This window comes from Micromonospora sp. CNZ322, assembly GCF_007827755.1.
Window position 1 is genome coordinate 221,767 of the sequence record NZ_VITD01000002.1, and the last position, 16,093, is coordinate 237,859.

Genomic DNA, 16,093 nt, shown 5'->3' on the forward strand with positions numbered 1-16,093 from the left:
GATCACCGGGGTGGGGGGAGTCGGCGGGAGAGGGTGCGGAGGGTTTGGGCCGTTGCTATGGCGTCGCTGCGGGCGCTGCCGTGGCGGCCGTCGGTGCTGTAGAGGGTGGGGTCGGCCGTCAGGGGATGGTCGGTCAGGTGCACGTGGATCGTGTCCAGGCGCTCGGCCAGGCTTGCGGTGTGTGCCGACAGGCGGCGCATTCGTTCGCCCAGGCCGGGCCGGAGGTGCTCGGGCACCGCTGGGCTGTGCGAGACGTCGAACATGCCCACTGTGATCACGTCGGCGCCCACGTCGCGCAGCGCGGTGATCATCGCGGCCAGCTCGGCGTCCACCGCCTCCGCGTCGTACCCCGGGTGGAAGGCGTCGTTGCCGCCGCAGACGACCAGCGCCAGGTTCGGTGCGAAGGCCAGCGCCGGGGCGAGCTGGGTGGCCCGCACCTGGTGCGCGCGCAGCCCGCGTCGACCCAGATTCCGGTACGCCAGCTCGGGGCGCGCGGCGGTCAGCTCGGCGGCGACCCGGTCGACCCACTGCACGTCCGGGTAGCCCGGTGTCGGTTCACACATGCCCTCCACGACGCTGTCGCCGAGCGCCACGAACCGCCGCCACTGGTGCCCGTGCAGCAGTTCGGTGGCCTCTCCAGGGCGCAGACAGTACGGGTCCGTCGATTCGGTGAGCGTCGATGGCATGCCGGCACGCTAGCCGACCGTCGGGCTGCCGGGCCAGACTCAGCCGGTCAGGCTGACCTCGGCCAGGTAGACACAGGTCCGCCCCTCGTGCGACGAGTAGTAGCTCACCCGCAGCAGGTCGTCGTGCCAGACCAGGCCGGGGTAGCTGGTGTCGCCGCCGGACGGCAGCGCGACCAGCTCGGTCAGCTCGCCCCGGTCCGGGTCGACGACGCAGATCGCGGTGCGCACCTCGCCGTCGTGCAGCCGCACCCCGGCCAGCAGCAGCCCGTCCGGCAGTCGGAGCAGCGTCGGCCCGCCCACCTGGACACCCAGATCCGTCCAGGTCCAGTCCCGGTACGGCGGCACGGCAGTGCCGAGCTGGGCGCTCGCGGTGGCCGCGTCCCGCCGCAGCAGGCAGAGCGCGGTGCCGTCCGGGGCGAAGACCAGACCGGACTCGTTGGGGTACCCGTCCTCGAACAGCGTCGGCACCCACTGCCGCAGGTCCACACCGTCCGTGCTGCGGTAGAGCCGGGCGAACCTCGGCTCCCGGGTGGCGTAGCCGACGCCGTACATCGCGTTGTCGTGCCAGGCCGCCCGCCACACCCAGACGCCCGGCTCGCCCACCGGGGTCGGATCGCCCCAGGCGTGCCCGTCGGTGGAGAGCCAGGTCACCGTCTGGAACGTCTTGGTGGCCGCGCCGGTGGCGGCCGCCGCCAGCAGTGTTGCAGCCGCCCGTCGGGGCGCGCCACGAAGCGCGGGTCGCGCAGGTCGGTGCCGGCCTGCGCGATGACGGTCGCGGAGGTCCAGGACCGACCGTCGGTCGAGGTCAGCACCCGGAGCACGCCGTCGTCGCTGAGGTGGGTGCGGGCCTCCCGGAAGGCGCAGAACCAGCTTCCGGCGTACCGGATGAGGTCGGTGAACGCGCTGTGCGGCGCGCTGTCGCCGATCCGGTGTACGGCGGTGACCTCGGCGGTGCGGCGGCGGGTGGGTGACGACGTCATACGCGGCGGCCTCCAGGTGTGATGACGACGATCGACGCTAGCCAGCCCTTGCCGACGCCCGGGCGACCATCAACCGAACGTCCGACGAACAACGCACGGGCGCTGTCGGATTGGCGTCCTGGACGACGCGGCGTCGGCGCGCTGGGATGGGCTGTTGGCACCCAGCGCCCACGATGGGTGGTGGGCCGACGGCAGAATCCATCGGCGAGGGGAGTGACTGCATGCTCGGTTCGTTCCTTCAGGCCCTCGCGACGAAACTGGTCGAGGAGATCCTCAAGCTTCTTGTTCAGTGGCTGGCGCCGAAGGCGCTGCGGTCGGTGCCACACCGCGCCTCGCCGAACTGCCCGCGCTGCGGCGGGTACGGGGTCCGCCGCTGGGCGCCAGGCGGCATGTGGATGTTCCTGCCGTCCCTGCTGGCCTTCGCCTGGGGTTTCGGGTTCACAGTGCTCGGTGTGCCGGTGGTCGTGCTCACTGTGGTCGCCGTGCTGGTCTCCGACGGCGTCGGCGGAGTGCCGACAGCGCTGCTCGCGCCGCTCGGCCTGTTGATCCCCGCCGCGCTGATGATCGCGGGCGCGTTCGGCCTGGCGCACTACCACAGCTACCCGCCGAAGTGGTGCGCCCGCTGCCACGGCCGCTGGCCACGCCGGGAGCGCGACGAATACCTACGGGCGTCGGCCCCGGTGGTGACCTGCGGTTGCGGTCAGCGCCTCCGGGTGCCCCGGACGGCCGCAGGGGCGCGACTGCGCTGCCCACGCTGCCGTACCGAACACGCCACCCCGGCTGCCGCCGGGCGCTGACGGGCCTCAACCGGTACGGCTTCAGCGGGCCACGCCGTGCTCGGCGAGAAGTTCGCCGAGCACGCGCCCGGCCCACTCGGCCTTGGCCGGGTCCCCATTGTCCAGGGTGATCAGCGCCTTCCACAGGACCCAACCTCGTCCTCGGGCCCAGGCGGCGTCGTCGAGACCGAGCGCGGTGCGGAAGGCGGTCCGGCTAAGGCCGTGCAGCAGGGTCCAGGCGATCACGGTGTCGCATGCGGGGTCGCCCACGCCGGAGCAGCCGAAGTCGATGACGGCGGCGAGTCGGCCGTCGCGGACCAGCAGGTTGCCGTCCGCGACGTCGCCGTGGAACCAGACCGCCGGCCCGGTCCAGGTGGCGTCGAGGGCGGCCTGCCAGATGCCGGTGACGACGTCGACGGGTACCCGGTCACGATGCGTCCCGATCGCCGCCCGGGTCTCCGCGTCGTAGATGGACAGTGGGCCGCCCCGCCAGGCGCTGTGCGGGCCGGCCGCCGGGCCGTCGGTGGCGTCCACGCCGCGTAGGGCGCGCAGGAAGGCGGCGAGGTCGGTGGCGAACCGGGTCAGGTCGTCGATTCGCTCAGCGTGGGCGGTCCGCCCGTCGATCCACCGGTAGACCGACCACGGGTACGGGTATCCCGCCCCGGGCCGGCCGTGGCCGAGTGGGGTCGGCACCTCGACCGGCAACTGTGGCCCGAGCACCGGCAGCCAGCGCTGCTCCTTGGCGACCTGGAGGGCGTACCCGGCACCGCTGGGCAGCCGCACGCTCATCTCCTCGCCCAGGTGGAACGTGCGGTTGTCCCAGCCGTCGACCTCGACGGGGCGGACCGGCAGATCCGCCCACGGGGGGAACTGCTCGGCCACCAGCCGGCGAACCAGTGCCACGTCGATCCGGTCGGCCAGGGCATCGTTTGCCCCTGGGACGCCTGGCGGCGGTTGCGCGCTCATCCGTGCGAGCCTGCGGCAGCCGGGCAGGGCCTGCAACGGGTTTACCGGGTGGCGACGGGGGCGGGCCGCACCGGTGTCTCCGGGCCGGACGTCCGGTTCAGCAGCGGGTACGCGGTGATCACCAGGCACGCCGCGGCCATGGTCAGCAGGGCCGGGGTGAATCCCAGCGCGTCCACCGACCAGCCGCCGAGCAGCGCGCCGACCGGCAACCCGACGAACGCCAACGAACCGGCGATGCCGATCACCCGGGTCTGCAACTCCGGCGGCACCCGCTCGTAGAGCGCCACCCCGAGCAGCGGGTTGACCGCCGCGATGCCGATTCCGGACAGGAACGTCACCACGAGCACCACCGGCAGCTCGTCACTGATCGCCAGCGCCACCAGCCGGGGCGTGCCGGCGACCAGCGCGCCGACCAGGAACGTCAGCCCCCGGGGCAGCCGGGGCCCGAGCGCGGTGAACACCAGGTTGCCCAGCAGCGCGCCCGCCGAGAACGCCGCCAACACCAGGCCGAGACCGCTCGGGCCGGGCAGCTCCCGGGCGACCCAGACCGGGATGTAGACGGCCACGCTGGCGTTGGCGACCATGTTCAGCGCCGAGATGACGGCGAGCATGCCGAGCAGCGGACGGTCCCGGCCCAGGTAACTGAAGCCACCCCGCAGGGCGCGCAGGTAACTTTCCGGCTGGGTGGGTTGCGTCGGGACGGCCGGCGGACGGACCAGGACGCCGATGAGCAGCGCGCAGACCCCGAAGCTGGCCGCGTCGATGAGGATCGCCTCGGTCACCCCGAAGACGGCGATCAGCAGGCCGCCCACTGCGGCGCCGAACAAGGTCACCACCCGGCTGAGCCCGTCGTACGCGGAGGTCAGCCGGATCAGCGGCACTCCGGCGGCCTCCGCGGCTGGCCGGAACATCACGTGCTTCACCCGGTCCCCGATGCCCCGCAGCGCGCCGGCCACGGCGACGAGCGCCACCAGCGGGACGAAGCCCAACCACGGGGTCAGCGCCACGACGACCATCACCACCGCGCTGCCCGCGTCGCAGAGGATCGAGGTACGGCGCAGGCCGATCCGGTCCGCCCAGGGCGTGCCCAATGCGCTGGACAGCAGGTACGGCAGGGTCTCGGCGAACGCGACCAGGCCCATCTTGGTGGGGCTGCCGGTGGTGACCAGCACCAGCCACGGGATGGTCACCACCGAGATGCGGGTGCCGAGGTTGGAGATCAGGTCCGCGCTGACCAGGACGACCAGTTGCCGGCGGGGGGTCACGCCCCGACCGCCGCCGCCCGACGGGCCGCGTGCCGTGCCCGCAGCGCCCGCTTGTCCACCTTCATCGACCGGTTCACCGGCAGCCGGTCGAGGAACTCCACAGCGGCCGGTGCCCACATCTCGTTGAGTTCGGCGGTCACCAGGTCGATCAGTTCCGCCCCGGTGACCGTCGCGCCCGGCCCGAGCACCACGTACGCGTACGGCACCTCGCCGACCGTCTCGTCCGGCACGCCGATCACGGCGGCGGCCCGTACCTGGGGGTGCCCGACCAGCACGTCCTCGATGGGACGGCAGAAGATTGCCCAGTTCCGGCGATGCGTGACGATCATGTCGTGTGCCCGGTCGACGAGGTAGAGGTAGCCGTCGTCGTCGAGGTGGCCGATGTCGCGGGTCCGCACCCACCCGTCGACGAGCGTCTGCGCGGTCAGCTCGGGCTGACCGTGGTAGCCGGCGAAGCTCAGCCTGGTCCGCACCCACACCTCGCCGTCGCGGCCCGTCGGCAGGACCGCGCCGTCGTCGTCGCGGATCTCGACGCGGACGTCGCCGTAGGGCCGCCCGCAGGAGCGCAACCGTTCCGGGTGCTCCGGATCATCGGTCAGCCCGGGCAGCGCGGTGATCACGACCGCTTCGCTGAGGCCGTACACGATGCGCAGCACCGGACCGAACCGCGCGATGGCCTGGCGCAGCCGGGCGGGCGCGGCGGGCCCGGCGCCCACGTTGAACATGAACATGGCGGAGAAGTTCGCGCCGACCAGCGCCGGGTGGTCCAACACCTCGTAGAGCATCGGCGGGGTGACGAAGGTCGAGTTGATTCGCTCCCGTTGCACGGTGTCCACGAAGGCCACCGGGTCCCAGTCGTCGCGCAGGAACAGCACCCCGCCGGTGAACAGGTTGAACAGTGTGGTGATCTGCCCGCTGGCCAGCCACATCGGAGAGTGCGACAGGTGCCGCAGCAACGGGAACCCGGCGGCGCGGAAGTCGGCGGCCAGGGCGAGGATCTGGGCGTAGAAACTCTCCCGGTGGTGCACCAGCTTGGGGCTGCCGGTGGTGCCGCTGGTCTGCAGGAACGACTCGGGCGCCGGCACGGACGCCGGCAGCTCCGCCACGTCGGTGTCGGCGGTGAGGTCGGGGCCGGCGCCACCCGCGCCCAGACAGCAGACCGGTGTGCCGGGCAGCGAGGCGACCAGCTCCGGGCCCAGACTGGCCCGGTCCCGGGCGTCGTAGACCAGGGCGTCCGGACGGGCCACCCGGATGAACTCGTCGACCTCCCGGCGCGCGGTCACCGGGGCGACCCACATCGTCCGGCAGCCGAGCAGATGCAGGGCGAGTTGCAGCAGCGGACCCTCCACCGCGTTCGCGACGGTCACCAGCACCGCCGACCCGGGCCGTACGCCGTGCCGGGTCAACGTCGCGGCCATCGCCCGGACCCGCGCGGCGGCCTCGGTGTAGGTGAGTCGCCGATCGGCGCCGACCAACGCCTCCCGGTCGCCGAATTCGGCGAACAGGTCCAACACCCTGTGCACGTAGGTAGTGGTGTGCCCGGGTCCGTCAGTCATCCGGCAGCCCCCATCCGAGAAAGCGGCGGTCCCCGGGCAGCTCCCGGTGACGACGCGACGGTGGCGCGCTTGGGCGACCGCACCGCCGCCGCCTGGAAGCCTAGGCGGGAAACGGCTGGTCGGAACCGTGCCGACGGGCGGTCCGAGCGGCCCGCCGGACATTTGATCGCGTCGATCAGGTTGATTGACGCCCGTCAGCGGCGGCGGCTAGGTTTCTGGACCATCGTCCAGGCGGGCGCCGTCAGCGGACGGCCCTGGGCTGCCACACGATGGAGGTTCCATGGCAACGGCAACCCCGAAGAGATGGCCTGTCATCGCCGCTGCGGCCGCGCTGTTGATCGCCGGCGCACCCGCCGTCGTCGCCAGCGCCGGTCCGTCCGGCACCGCCGCCAGCCGACCCGACCGCGCCGAGTGGGCGGGCAGTTGGGCCGCCGCTGTCACCCGGGGCAACTCGGTCGGGTTGACCAACACCGGCCTCAACGACCAGAGCGTCCGGATGATCGTGCACGTGTCCGTGGGTGGCCCGGCGCTGCGGGTCCGCCTGAGCAACCTCTACGGCGAGCAGGCGGTCAGTGTCGGCCGCGCCACCGTCGCCCGGCCGAACACCGCGACCCCCGACGACCTCTCCGACATCGACGCCGCGTCGGTACGCCCGCTGACGTTCACCGGTGCCACCACGGTGACCATGAACCGGGGCGCCGAACTGCTCAGCGACCCGTTGGCCTTCCCTGTCGCGGACGACAGCGACCTGGTGGTCACAGTGCACTTCCCGACGCCGACCGGCCCGACCACGTTCCACGGGCAGTCCCAGCAGGCCAACTTCATCGGCGCCGGGGATCTGACCGGGACGGCCGAGGGCACCGGGTTCACCATCCGTCCGACCTGCTGCTGGTTCTTCCTCTCCGGAGTCGACGTGCAGCGCAAGGGCAGCCCCGGCGCGCTGGTCGTGCTCAGCGACTCCATCGGTGACGGCAACGGCAGCACCGTCAACGCCAACCGGCGCTGGCCCGACCTGCTCTCCGACCGGCTGCTCGCCGACCGGCCGGACAGGCGCACCCCGGGCGTGCTCAACCTGAGCCTGGCCGGAAACCGGCTCAACCACGAGGGCACCGAGCCGGGCGACGGCAACTACCCGGGCTACCACCAGCTCGGCCCGAACGCGGCGGCCCGGCTCAACGAGGACGTGTTCGGCCAGACCGGGGTGCGTACCGTCGTCACCCACCTGGGCATCAACGACATCTGGATGTCGAACGACACACCCGAGGCGATCATCGGCACGCTGCGGCAGATCAACCAGCAGCTCCAGCAGCGCGGGCTGACCAGCCTGGTGGCCACGCTGACGCCGTACGAGGGGCACGGCGCGCCGGGCGTGTGGACGCCGCAGAAGGAGGCCACCCGCCAGGCGGTGAACGCGTACCTGCGCGGCAGTCGGGAGTTCGACGGGCTGCTCGACTTCGACCGGGTGCTGCGCGACCCGGCACGGCCCAGCCAGCTGCTGCCCGCGTACGACTCGGGGGACCACATCCACCCGAACGACGCCGGCAACCAGGCACTGGCAAACGCCGTGCCGCTGCGGCTGCTCGACCTGTGACATGGGCCGGGGGCGGCGGGTGATCCCCGCTGCCCCCGGGTCACCGACATCCTGGGGAGGAGTTGGCCGTGGACGTGGACGAGATACTCACCGGCCTGTACAGCGAGGAGGGCAGACAGGACCCGTACCCGTGGTACGCGGACCTGCACCGGCTCGGCCCGATCAGCGCGGTGCCGGCGCGCGCCGAGCACCGGACGGTGGCCGCCGTCGCGGTCGGCTACGACCTCGTCGACGGGTTGCTGCGCGATCCGGAGTGGACGAAACAGCCGCCGCCGGGCTGGGAGGAGCAGGAGATCCTGCGGACCTTCCAGACCTCGATGATGTTCGTGAACCCGCCCGATCACACCCGGATGCGGCACGTCTTCTCCCGTACCTTCACGCCGCGCCGGCTCGGCGCGCTGGAACCGGTGATCCTGCGGGTAGTCGACGAGCTGCTGGACCGGATGGCGGACGCCGGGGAGGGCATTGTCGACTTCGTGGCCGACTTCGCGTACCCGATCCCGGCCCTGGTGATGGCCGAGTTCATCGGCATCCCGGCCGCCGAGTTGCCGTGGTACCGCGAGCGGGTGGAGTGGATCGACGAGTTCCTGGACGTGGCGGGGAAGACCCCGCAGCGGCTGGCCGCGGCCAACACCGCCGCGCGGGAGTTACGGGCCTTCTACCGGGAGTTGCTCGGGCACCGCCGCCGTGTGCCCGGGGACGACCTGCTCAGCGCGTTGGTCGAGGCGCTCGACTCCGGGGAGGTGGAGCTGACCGAGGAGGAGTTGGTCAGCAACCTGATCGTGCTGTTCAACGCCAGCTTCGTCACCACGGTCTACATGTTCAGCAACGGGCTGCCGTTGCTGCTGGCCCACCCGCAGACCGTCGCGGCGCTGCCCACCGACGCCACGCTGGCGCAGGGCTGCGTCGACGAGGTGCTGCGGTTGGCGAGCCCCGTGCACTTCCTGGCCCGCGCCGCGCCGGCCGACACCGTGCTGCACGGCGTGCCGGTCGCCACTGACGACAACGTACTGATCATGATCGGGGCGGCCAACCGGGACGCGGCCCGCTTCCCGGCCCCGGACACCTTCGACCCGACCCGTTCCGGCCCCCCGTCGCTGGCCTTCGGGGTGGGCCCGCACTTCTGCCTCGGCGCGGCGGTGTCGCGGTTGGAGGGTCGCCTCGCACTGCCCCGGCTGTTCGCCCGGTTCCCCGCGCTGACGGTCACCGAGACGCCGACGTACAGCGGCAGCCTGTTCCTGCGCGGCATCGACACGTTGCTGGTCAGCGCCGGTGGATAGGAGCGACATGGCAGTGCACCCGGAGGTGGCGGCCTACCGGGCGGCCCGTGCCGCGGCCGGCACCCCGCCGCTGTACGCACAGACCCTGTCCGAGGCGCGCGCCGCGGACCTGGCCGCGATCCGCGCCGGCAGCGGCGCGGTCGAGCCGGTGACCGAGGTACGCGACGAGCGGATCCCCGGCCCCGCCGGGGAGCTGCCGCTGCGGGTGTACCGACCGACCGGGTCGGATCCGCTGCCCACACTGCTGTACTTCTTCGGCGGCGGCTGGACGCTCGGCAGCATCGACACCGCCGACGGCATCTGCCGGCGCCTGGCCAACGCTGTGCCCTGTCAGGTGATCACCGTCGGCTACCGCCTCGCCCCGGAGCACCCCTTCCCGGCGGCGGTGCACGACTGCCACGCCGCCACCTCGTGGATCGCCCGGCACGCCGACGAGCTGGGTGTGGACCCGACCCGGCTGGCGGTGGGTGGGGACAGCGCCGGCGGGAACCTGGCCGCCGCGGTCACAGTGCTCAGCCGTACGGACGGTCCGCCGCTCGCCGCGCAGCTGTTGGTTTACCCGAACACCGACCAGAGCGGCGAACCGGCCGGGGACGACGACCCGGCGCTGTTCAACCGCCGTTCGGTCGCCTGGTACCGGACGCACTACCTGGCCGACCCGGCGCAGGCGAAGGATCCGCTGGCCTCGCCGCTGCTCGCCGACGACCTGTCCGGGTTGCCGCCGGCGTTCGTGATCACCGCCGAACTGGATCCCCTGTGCGCCGAGGGGCAGCGGTACGCCGAGCGGCTGCGCGACGCTGGTGTGTCCACCCGGTTGGAGCACTACCCGGGCATGATCCATGGGTTCTTCGCCATGCCCGGCACCTTCACCGACGGTCGGCGCGCGCAGGAAAGCGCGGCGGCCTTCCTCCGCGAGCGCTTCGGGCTGCCGGACGAGCCGGCCGAGCCGGATGCCGCGACGGGCCCGGGGTCGGGCGATGGGTGAGCGGGTGTTGGCCGACCTGCCGGCCGTGTCGCTCGCCGACTACGCCGAGCGGGCCCGGGCCGTGCTGCCGCCGGACGTGTGGGACTACCTGGCCGGCGGCAGCGCGTCGGAGGTGACCCTCGCCGCGAACCGTCGCGCGCTGGACCGGGTCGCGGTGCTGCCCCGGGTGCTGCGCGGGGTGGACACCGTCGATCTCGGCACCCACCTGCTCGGCCGTCGGTACGCCATGCCGGTCGGGGTGGCGCCGATGGCGTACCAGCGGCTGGTGCACCCGGACGGAGAGCTGGGTCTGGCGGCGGCAGCCGGCGCGGCCGGAATCCCGTACCTGGCCAGCACGCTGGGCAGCACCCCCATCGAACAGGTCACCGGGGCGGGCGCGGACGTCTGGTTCCAGCTCTACTGGCTGCGCGACCGGGCGCTCGTCCGCGACCTGCTGGACCGGGTCGTCGCGGCCGGGTGCCGGGCGCTGGTGGTCACCGTGGACGTCCCGGTGCTCGGCCGACGTCCCCGGGACCTGCGCAACGCGTTCCGGCTGCCGGCCGAGGTGGTCGCCGCGAACCTCCCCGACGGTCGCGACGCGTTGGCGCACTCCGGTGCCCCCGGGGTGTCCGCGATCGCCGCGCACACCGCCGCGTCGTTCGCGCCGGCGCTGCGCTGGGCGGACCTGGGGTGGCTGCGCGAGCAGGTTGACCTGCCGCTGGTGGTCAAGGGGCTGCTGGATCCGCGCGACGCGACCGAGGCGGTACGGGTCGGCGCGGACGCGGTGGTCGTCTCCAACCACGGCGGGCGGCAACTGGACGGCTCACCGGCGAGCGTCACCATGCTGCCGGAGGTCGTCGACGCGGTCGGGGGCGACTGCCAGGTGCTGCTGGACAGCGGCATCCGGTGCGGCACCGACGTGCTGCGGGCGCTGGCGTTGGGTGCGGCCGGGGTGCTGGTCGGCCGGCCGCTGCTCTGGGCGCTGGCCGCCGGTGGCGAACCGGCCGCCCGGGACGCGTTGGGGCTGCTCGTCGCCGAGCTGACCGACGCGCTCACCCTGGCCGGCTGCGCCGACGTGCTGTCGGCCGGCGAGCTGCGCACCCTCGGGGTGGGCTGAGGGGTGAGCGTCGCCGAACCGGTCGACCTGCTCGTCGCCGACCTGCACCCCGCGCTGGGCGATCCGGCGCTGACCTCGATGAACTTTCTCAACGAGGTGTCCGAGCGTTACCCGGCGGCGGTGTCCCTCGCTGCCGGCCGGCCGTACGAGGAGTTCTTCGACCTCGCGGCGGTGCACCGGCACCTGGACACCTTCCACCGGCACCTCGTCGACGACCTGGGGCACCGACCCGAGCAGGCCCGGCGGCTGCTGCTCCAGTACGGCCGGACCAAGGGCATCGTGCACCATCTGATCGCCCGCAACCTCCGGGTCGACGAGGGGATCACCGTCGACCCGGAGGACGTGGTGGTGACCGTCGGCTGCCAGGAGGCCATGTTCCTGGTGCTGCGGGCGTTGCGGGCCGGGCCGGCGGATGTGCTGCTCGCTGTCGCCCCGACCTACGTCGGGCTGACCGGGGCGGCCCGGCTGGTGGACCTGCCGGTGTGGCCGGTCGCCGGTGGGTCGGCCGGGGTCGACCTGGCCGACCTGACCGCCCAGGTGCACCGGGCCCGGGCTGCGGGGCTGCGGCCACGCGCCTGCTATCTGATGCCGGACTTCGCCAACCCCTCCGGGGTCAGCATCGACACCGCCCACCGGCAACGGTTGCTTGACCTGGCGGCGCGGGAGGATCTGCTGCTGCTGGAGGACAACCCGTACGGTCTGTTCCACAGCGACGACGGGCCGCGACCGCCCACCCTGAAGGCGTTGGACACCGGCCGGCGGGTCGTCTACCTCGGCTCGTTCGCCAAGACCGTGCTCCCCGGCGCACGGGTCGGGTACGTCGTCGCCGACCAGCGGGTGGCCGGCCCCGGCGGCCGGGTCGGCCCGCTCGCCGACCAACTCGCCATGATCAAGAGCATGGTCACTGTGAACACGTCGCCCATCGCGCAGGCGGTGATCGGCGGCCGGCTGCTGGAGCACGGATGCAGCCTGGTGGCCGCGAACACCCGGGAGCGGTCCGCGTACACCCGGAATCTGCGCCACCTGGTGGCGGGCCTCGCCCGGCGCTTCCCGGCTCTGCCGGACCAGCTGGACCAGGCCGGTCAGTCGGACCGGCCCGCGGTGCGTTGGACAGTGCCGGCCGGTGGGTTCTTCGTGGTGGTGACAGTGCCGTTCCCGGTCGACGACGCGTTGCTGGACCGCTCGGGGCGCGACTACGGGGTGCTGTGGACGCCGATGGCGCACTTCTACGACGACACCGCGCCGGTCCACGCGTTGCGGTTGTCGGTCAGCGCTGTCACACCGGAGCAGATCGACGTCGGGCTGGATCGCCTCGCGGCGCTGATCACCGACGAGGTGACGCGCCGGGCGGGTTGACACACCGCGTTCATGGGATGGCAATGCGCGACGACCCGCGTACCGCCGTCCTGGTTGGACGGTCATAATAAGCCGCATGGTTGCCTGGGAGTACGCCCTGCTCGTCCGTCGCTATCAGGGACAGGGCCGCAATTTTCACGTCTCGTTCGTCTGGTACGCGCCGGACGGGTCACGCAAGGACATCACCGCCTACGGCGACACCGCCATCGCGCACCTCAACCGCGCCGGCCGGGAGGGGTGGGAGTTGGTCTCCGCCGCCGAGGACGTCAACAACGTCCAGGGCAGCACCGAGGTCCACCGCTACCACCTGAAGCGCCCGATGGCCTGAGGGCCACCTGCCTGCGACGGTCCCGCCGCCGGTGGCACTCACCTCAGCGAGCGATATACCTCTGGGTCACAACCGTGACTCAGAGGTATATCGCTGGTTGGAGCAAGTGCCACGGGCGACGTTGCCGCCGCAGGCGCCGCCGCTCAGCTCAGGTCGATGCCGGGGTAGAGGGGGTACGTGGCCAGCAGATCGGTGGCCTGGCGGGCGATCTTGTCGGCCAGGCCGGCGTCCAGGTTGTACTTCGCCTTCGACGGGGTGCCGTCGGCGTTGGCACCGGCGGTGGTCTGGGTCAGCACGGTGTGGATCAACTCGGCGGTCTGGTCCATCTCGGCGGTGCCCAGGCCCCGGGTGGTCAGAGCCGGGGTGCCGATCCGGATGCCGGACGTGTACCAGGCGCCGTTCGGGTCCTGCGGGACCGAGTTGCGGTTGGTGACGATGCCCGAGTCGAGGAGGGCCTGCTCGGCCTGCCGGCCGGTGAGCCCGTAGCCGGACACGTCGATCAGCACCAGGTGGTTGTCGGTGCCGCCGGTGACCAGCGTCGCGCCCCGGCTCAGCAGCCCCTCGGCGAGCGCCTGCGCGTTGTCGACGATCCGCTGGGCGTAGTCGGCGAAGTCGGGCCGGCGGGCCTCGGCGAGCGCGACCGCCTTGGCTGCCATCACGTGCGGAAGCGGACCGCCGAGCACCATCGGGCAGCCCCGGTCCACCTGGTCGGCCAACTCCGGCTGGCAGAGCACCATGCCGCCGCGCGGGCCGCGCAACGACTTGTGCGTGGTGGTCGTGACGATGTGCGCGTGCGGCACCGGGTCGAAGTCGCCGGTGAACACCTTGCCGGCCACCAGGCCCGCGAAGTGCGCCATGTCGACCATGAAGGTGGCGCCGACCGAGTCGGCGATCTCGCGCAGGATCCGGAAGTTCACCTTCCGGGGGTACGCCGAGTAGCCGCCCACCAGGATCAGCGGCTTGAACTCGCGGGCGGCCTCGGCCACCCGGTCGTAGTCGATCAGGCCGGTCGCCGGGTCGGTGCCGTAGCTGCGCTGGTCGAACATCTTGCCGGAGATGTTCGGCCGGAAACCGTGGGTGAGGTGGCCGCCGGCGTCCAGCGACATGCCGAGCATCCGCTGGTTGCCCAGCTCGCGACGCAGCGCGAACCAGTCGGCCTCGGTGAGGTCGTTGACCTGGCGGACCTGGGCCTTCTTCAGGGCGGGGGACTCCACCCGGTCGGCCAGCACCGCCCAGAAGGCGACCAGGTTGGCGTCGATGCCCGAGTGCGGCTGCACGTACGCGTGCGCGGCGCCGAACAGCTCCCGGGCGTGCTCGGCGGCGAGCGCCTCGACGGTGTCGACGTTCTGGCAGCCGGCGTAGAAGCGGCGCCCGACGGTGCCCTCGGCGTACTTGTCGCTGAACCAGTTGCCCATGGCCAGCAGGGTCGCCGGGGAGGCGTAGTTCTCGCTGGCGATCAGCTTGAGCGACTCCCGCTGGTCGGTCAGTTCGGCGCCGATGGCGTCGGCGACCCGCGGCTCGACAGCCCGGATCACCTCAAGGGCACTCCGGAATGCGGTGGATTCGGCGTTGCGGGACATGCGACCTCCAACAGACGTGCGGGAAGGCCCAGGCGCTCGGCAAACGTCCACGTGACGAGGCCGCTCCCCGATGGTTCTCCATCCCCACGCGCCAGTAACGGCCCGGGAGGATCCTACCGGGCCGGAACCGGCCGTTCGGGCCGCCCTCCGGGAGGCGACCCCGCCGACGTGATTGGGCGATGCGTCGCGGGGCACACGGTAGGTGACCACCGCACCGTCACGGGTGCGGCCAGGGTTCGCACAGAAGGAGTCGAGAACATGACCACACCCACCTCCGACCGGCCGCTCGCCCTGGTGACTGGGGCCTCCAGCGGGATCGGGTACGAGCTGGCGGCGCAGTTCGTCGAGCACGGCTTCGACCTCGTCATCGCGGCCGAGGACGACGGCATCGAAGCGGCCGCGCAGAAGCTGCGCCGCGACGGCGGCCCGCAGATCTGGTCGGTCCGCGTCGACCTGGCCCGCGAGCAGGGCGTGACGGAACTGGTGGCCGCCGTCACCGCGACCGGACGGCCGCTGGACGCGCTGGCGCTCAACGCCGGTCGGGGCGCCGGTGGCGCCTTCGTCGGCGGCACCGACCTCGCTGACGAGTTGGAGATCGTCGACCTCAACGTGCGCTCGACGGTGCACCTGGCGAAGCGGCTGCTGCCCGGGATGGTCGAGCGGGGCACGGGTCGGGTCCTCTTCACCTCGTCGATCGCCTCCACCATGCCGGGGCCGTTCCAGGCGGTCTACAACGCGTCGAAGTCGTTCGTGCAGTCCTTCGCCGAGGCGCTGCGCAACGAGCTGAAGGACACCGGCGTCACTGTGACCTCGCTGATGCCCGGGCCGACCGACACGGAGTTCTTCGACCGGGCCGACATGGAGGACACCCGGGTGGGCTCGGGAAAGAAGGACGACCCGGCGAAGGTCGCCGAGCAGGGCTTCGAGGCGATGATGAGGGGTGATCAGACGATCACCGCCGGCTCGCTGATGAACAAGGTGCAGACCGCCGCCGGCAAGATCATTCCGGACAAGCTCAAGTCCGAGCAGCACCGCCGGATGGCCGAGCCGGGATCCGGCAGCTGACCCGTGGTGCACGACGAAGGGCCCGGCCTGATGCCGGGCCCTTCGGTGTGAGCGGGTGCCTCAGGCCGTCACCGCATCGAGCGCCTTCTTGATCGCCTTCGGCGCGGTGGGGGTACGCGGCGCGTCCGCGCGCAGCGCGATCATCTTCTCGCCGATCTCCTGGAGCTGCTTGCGGCCCAGCGCGTCGCGGACCTTGGGGAACCACTCCTGCTCTTCCTCCTCGACGTGGTGGGTGACGTTCTCGATCAGCACCGTCGTCTTGGCGTTGAACCGCTCGTCGTCGGCGTTCATGCTGGCCAGCTCGGCGCAGAGCACATCGGCGACGTGGTGCTCCTCGTACGACTCGAGGATGTCGTCCTCCAGGTCGGGCAGTAGCCGGCGGATCTCCGGATACATCACCTCGTTCTCCAGGTAGGTGTGCACGGTCAGTGCCTCCAGGATCTGGTCCACCAGCTTCTGCCGCTGGCTCGCCGGCCCCTCCTCGGCGTCCTGGAAGGCCTTGAACAGGCGACGCATTTCCTTGTGGTCCTCTTTGAGCAAGACGATGGCATCGGTCGACACCGGTATGACCTCCCTGAAAAGT

Annotated in this window: 16 protein-coding genes and 1 riboswitch; of the genes, 8 read left to right on the plus strand and 8 right to left on the minus strand. The window is 72.1% G+C overall.

Features of this window, described 5'->3' with window-relative positions; genetic code table 11:
- Window positions 1-2: 2 nt before the first annotated feature.
- From FB453_RS06060 to FB453_RS34790, 3 genes are read right to left on the minus strand one after another with little or no spacing between them, the layout of a single operon-like run.
- Window positions 3-686: an SGNH/GDSL hydrolase family protein gene (locus tag FB453_RS06060; protein WP_145788196.1), complete on the minus strand. Its 684-nt coding sequence runs from the start codon at window positions 684-686 to the stop codon at window positions 3-5.
- Between the two features lie 39 nt (window positions 687-725).
- Window positions 726-1,337, minus strand: coding sequence for a hypothetical protein (locus FB453_RS06065; protein WP_486480173.1), 612 nt, complete (start codon window positions 1,335-1,337; stop codon window positions 726-728).
- Window positions 1,334-1,666: a hypothetical protein gene (locus tag FB453_RS34790; RefSeq protein ID WP_486480174.1), complete on the minus strand. Its 333-nt coding sequence runs from the start codon at window positions 1,664-1,666 to the stop codon at window positions 1,334-1,336. Before FB453_RS34790 ends, FB453_RS06065 begins: the two co-directional genes overlap by 4 nt.
- 221 nt (window positions 1,667-1,887) lie before the next feature.
- On the opposite strand from FB453_RS34790, the gene FB453_RS06070 reads away from it, so the two are divergent.
- On the plus strand, window positions 1,888-2,463 hold the full coding sequence (locus FB453_RS06070; protein WP_145788198.1) for a hypothetical protein: 576 nt from the start codon (window positions 1,888-1,890) through the stop codon (window positions 2,461-2,463).
- 21 nt (window positions 2,464-2,484) lie between these two features.
- On the opposite strand, the gene FB453_RS06075 is transcribed toward FB453_RS06070, so the two are convergent.
- From FB453_RS06075 to FB453_RS06085, 3 genes are read right to left on the minus strand one after another with little or no spacing between them, the layout of a single operon-like run.
- On the minus strand, window positions 2,485-3,408 hold the full coding sequence (locus FB453_RS06075; protein WP_145788200.1) for an aminoglycoside phosphotransferase family protein: 924 nt from the start codon (window positions 3,406-3,408) through the stop codon (window positions 2,485-2,487).
- 41 nt (window positions 3,409-3,449) lie between these two features.
- On the minus strand, window positions 3,450-4,673 hold the full coding sequence (locus tag FB453_RS06080) for an MFS transporter (protein ID WP_145788202.1): 1,224 nt from the start codon (window positions 4,671-4,673) through the stop codon (window positions 3,450-3,452).
- Window positions 4,670-6,229, minus strand: coding sequence for an AMP-binding protein (locus FB453_RS06085; protein WP_145788204.1), 1,560 nt, complete (start codon window positions 6,227-6,229; stop codon window positions 4,670-4,672). The genes FB453_RS06080 and FB453_RS06085 overlap by 4 nt, the downstream gene beginning before the upstream one ends.
- A 313-nt stretch (window positions 6,230-6,542) precedes the next feature.
- On the opposite strand from FB453_RS06085, the gene FB453_RS06090 reads away from it, so the two are divergent.
- The 6 genes from FB453_RS06090 to FB453_RS06115 all read left to right on the plus strand — a co-directional run bounded on the left by FB453_RS06090 (window position 6,543) and on the right by FB453_RS06115 (window position 12,865).
- Entirely contained in the window at window positions 6,543-7,820 is a 1,278-nt protein-coding gene (locus FB453_RS06090) for an SGNH/GDSL hydrolase family protein (RefSeq protein ID WP_145788929.1), read from the plus strand.
- A 68-nt stretch (window positions 7,821-7,888) separates the two neighbouring features.
- Window positions 7,889-9,100 carry a cytochrome P450 gene (locus FB453_RS06095; protein WP_145788206.1) on the plus strand — a complete coding sequence of 404 codons (1,212 nt, stop codon included), beginning with the start codon at window positions 7,889-7,891 and terminating at the stop codon, window positions 9,098-9,100.
- Between the two features lie 7 nt (window positions 9,101-9,107).
- Window positions 9,108-10,085 carry an alpha/beta hydrolase gene (locus FB453_RS06100; protein WP_145788209.1) on the plus strand — a complete coding sequence of 326 codons (978 nt, stop codon included), beginning with the start codon at window positions 9,108-9,110 and terminating at the stop codon, window positions 10,083-10,085.
- Window positions 10,078-11,181, plus strand: a complete 1,104-nt coding sequence (locus tag FB453_RS06105; RefSeq protein ID WP_145788211.1) for an alpha-hydroxy acid oxidase — start codon at window positions 10,078-10,080, stop codon at window positions 11,179-11,181. Before FB453_RS06100 ends, FB453_RS06105 begins: the two co-directional genes overlap by 8 nt.
- 3 nt (window positions 11,182-11,184) lie before the next feature.
- Window positions 11,185-12,537 carry an aminotransferase-like domain-containing protein gene (locus tag FB453_RS06110; RefSeq protein WP_145788213.1) on the plus strand — a complete coding sequence of 451 codons (1,353 nt, stop codon included), beginning with the start codon at window positions 11,185-11,187 and terminating at the stop codon, window positions 12,535-12,537.
- A gap of 67 nt (window positions 12,538-12,604) precedes the next feature.
- Window positions 12,605-12,865 (plus strand): hypothetical protein, encoded by a 261-nt coding sequence (locus FB453_RS06115; protein WP_091397680.1) that lies wholly within the window; start codon window positions 12,605-12,607, stop codon window positions 12,863-12,865.
- A 143-nt stretch (window positions 12,866-13,008) separates the two neighbouring features.
- On the opposite strand, the gene FB453_RS06120 is transcribed toward FB453_RS06115, so the two are convergent.
- The gene (locus FB453_RS06120) at window positions 13,009-14,445 is read right to left on the minus strand and encodes a glycine hydroxymethyltransferase (protein ID WP_112587203.1); all 1,437 of its coding nucleotides are present in this window, start codon (window positions 14,443-14,445) and stop codon (window positions 13,009-13,011) included.
- 19 nt (window positions 14,446-14,464) lie between these two features.
- Window positions 14,465-14,554: riboswitch (ZMP/ZTP riboswitch) on the minus strand.
- A 149-nt stretch (window positions 14,555-14,703) separates the two neighbouring features.
- On the opposite strand from FB453_RS06120, the gene FB453_RS06125 reads away from it, so the two are divergent.
- Window positions 14,704-15,510, plus strand: a complete 807-nt coding sequence (locus tag FB453_RS06125; protein ID WP_145788216.1) for an SDR family NAD(P)-dependent oxidoreductase — start codon at window positions 14,704-14,706, stop codon at window positions 15,508-15,510.
- A gap of 60 nt (window positions 15,511-15,570) precedes the next feature.
- Here FB453_RS06125 and FB453_RS06130 read toward each other — a convergent pair whose 3' ends face one another.
- On the minus strand, window positions 15,571-16,071 hold the full coding sequence (locus tag FB453_RS06130; RefSeq protein ID WP_145788218.1) for a hemerythrin domain-containing protein: 501 nt from the start codon (window positions 16,069-16,071) through the stop codon (window positions 15,571-15,573).
- Window positions 16,072-16,093 lie beyond the last annotated feature (22 nt).

Bases quoted from the DNA above. Each gene is read 5' to 3' on its own strand.
- FB453_RS06125 (WP_145788216.1), top strand. From the start codon at position 14,704: ATGACCACACCCACCTCCGACCGGCCGCTCGCCCTGGTGACTGGGGCC.
- FB453_RS06120 (WP_112587203.1), bottom strand. From the start codon at position 14,445: ATGTCCCGCAACGCCGAATCCACCGCATTCCGGAGTGCCCTTGAGGTG.
- FB453_RS06085 (WP_145788204.1), bottom strand. From the start codon at position 6,229: ATGACTGACGGACCCGGGCACACCACTACCTACGTGCACAGGGTGTTG.
- FB453_RS06075 (WP_145788200.1), bottom strand. From the start codon at position 3,408: ATGAGCGCGCAACCGCCGCCAGGCGTCCCAGGGGCAAACGATGCCCTG.
- FB453_RS06100 (WP_145788209.1), top strand. From the start codon at position 9,108: ATGGCAGTGCACCCGGAGGTGGCGGCCTACCGGGCGGCCCGTGCCGCG.
- FB453_RS06070 (WP_145788198.1), top strand. From the start codon at position 1,888: ATGCTCGGTTCGTTCCTTCAGGCCCTCGCGACGAAACTGGTCGAGGAG.
- FB453_RS06060 (WP_145788196.1), bottom strand. From the start codon at position 686: ATGCCATCGACGCTCACCGAATCGACGGACCCGTACTGTCTGCGCCCT.
- FB453_RS06105 (WP_145788211.1), top strand. From the start codon at position 10,078: ATGGGTGAGCGGGTGTTGGCCGACCTGCCGGCCGTGTCGCTCGCCGAC.
- FB453_RS34790 (WP_486480174.1), bottom strand. From the start codon at position 1,666: ATGACGTCGTCACCCACCCGCCGCCGCACCGCCGAGGTCACCGCCGTA.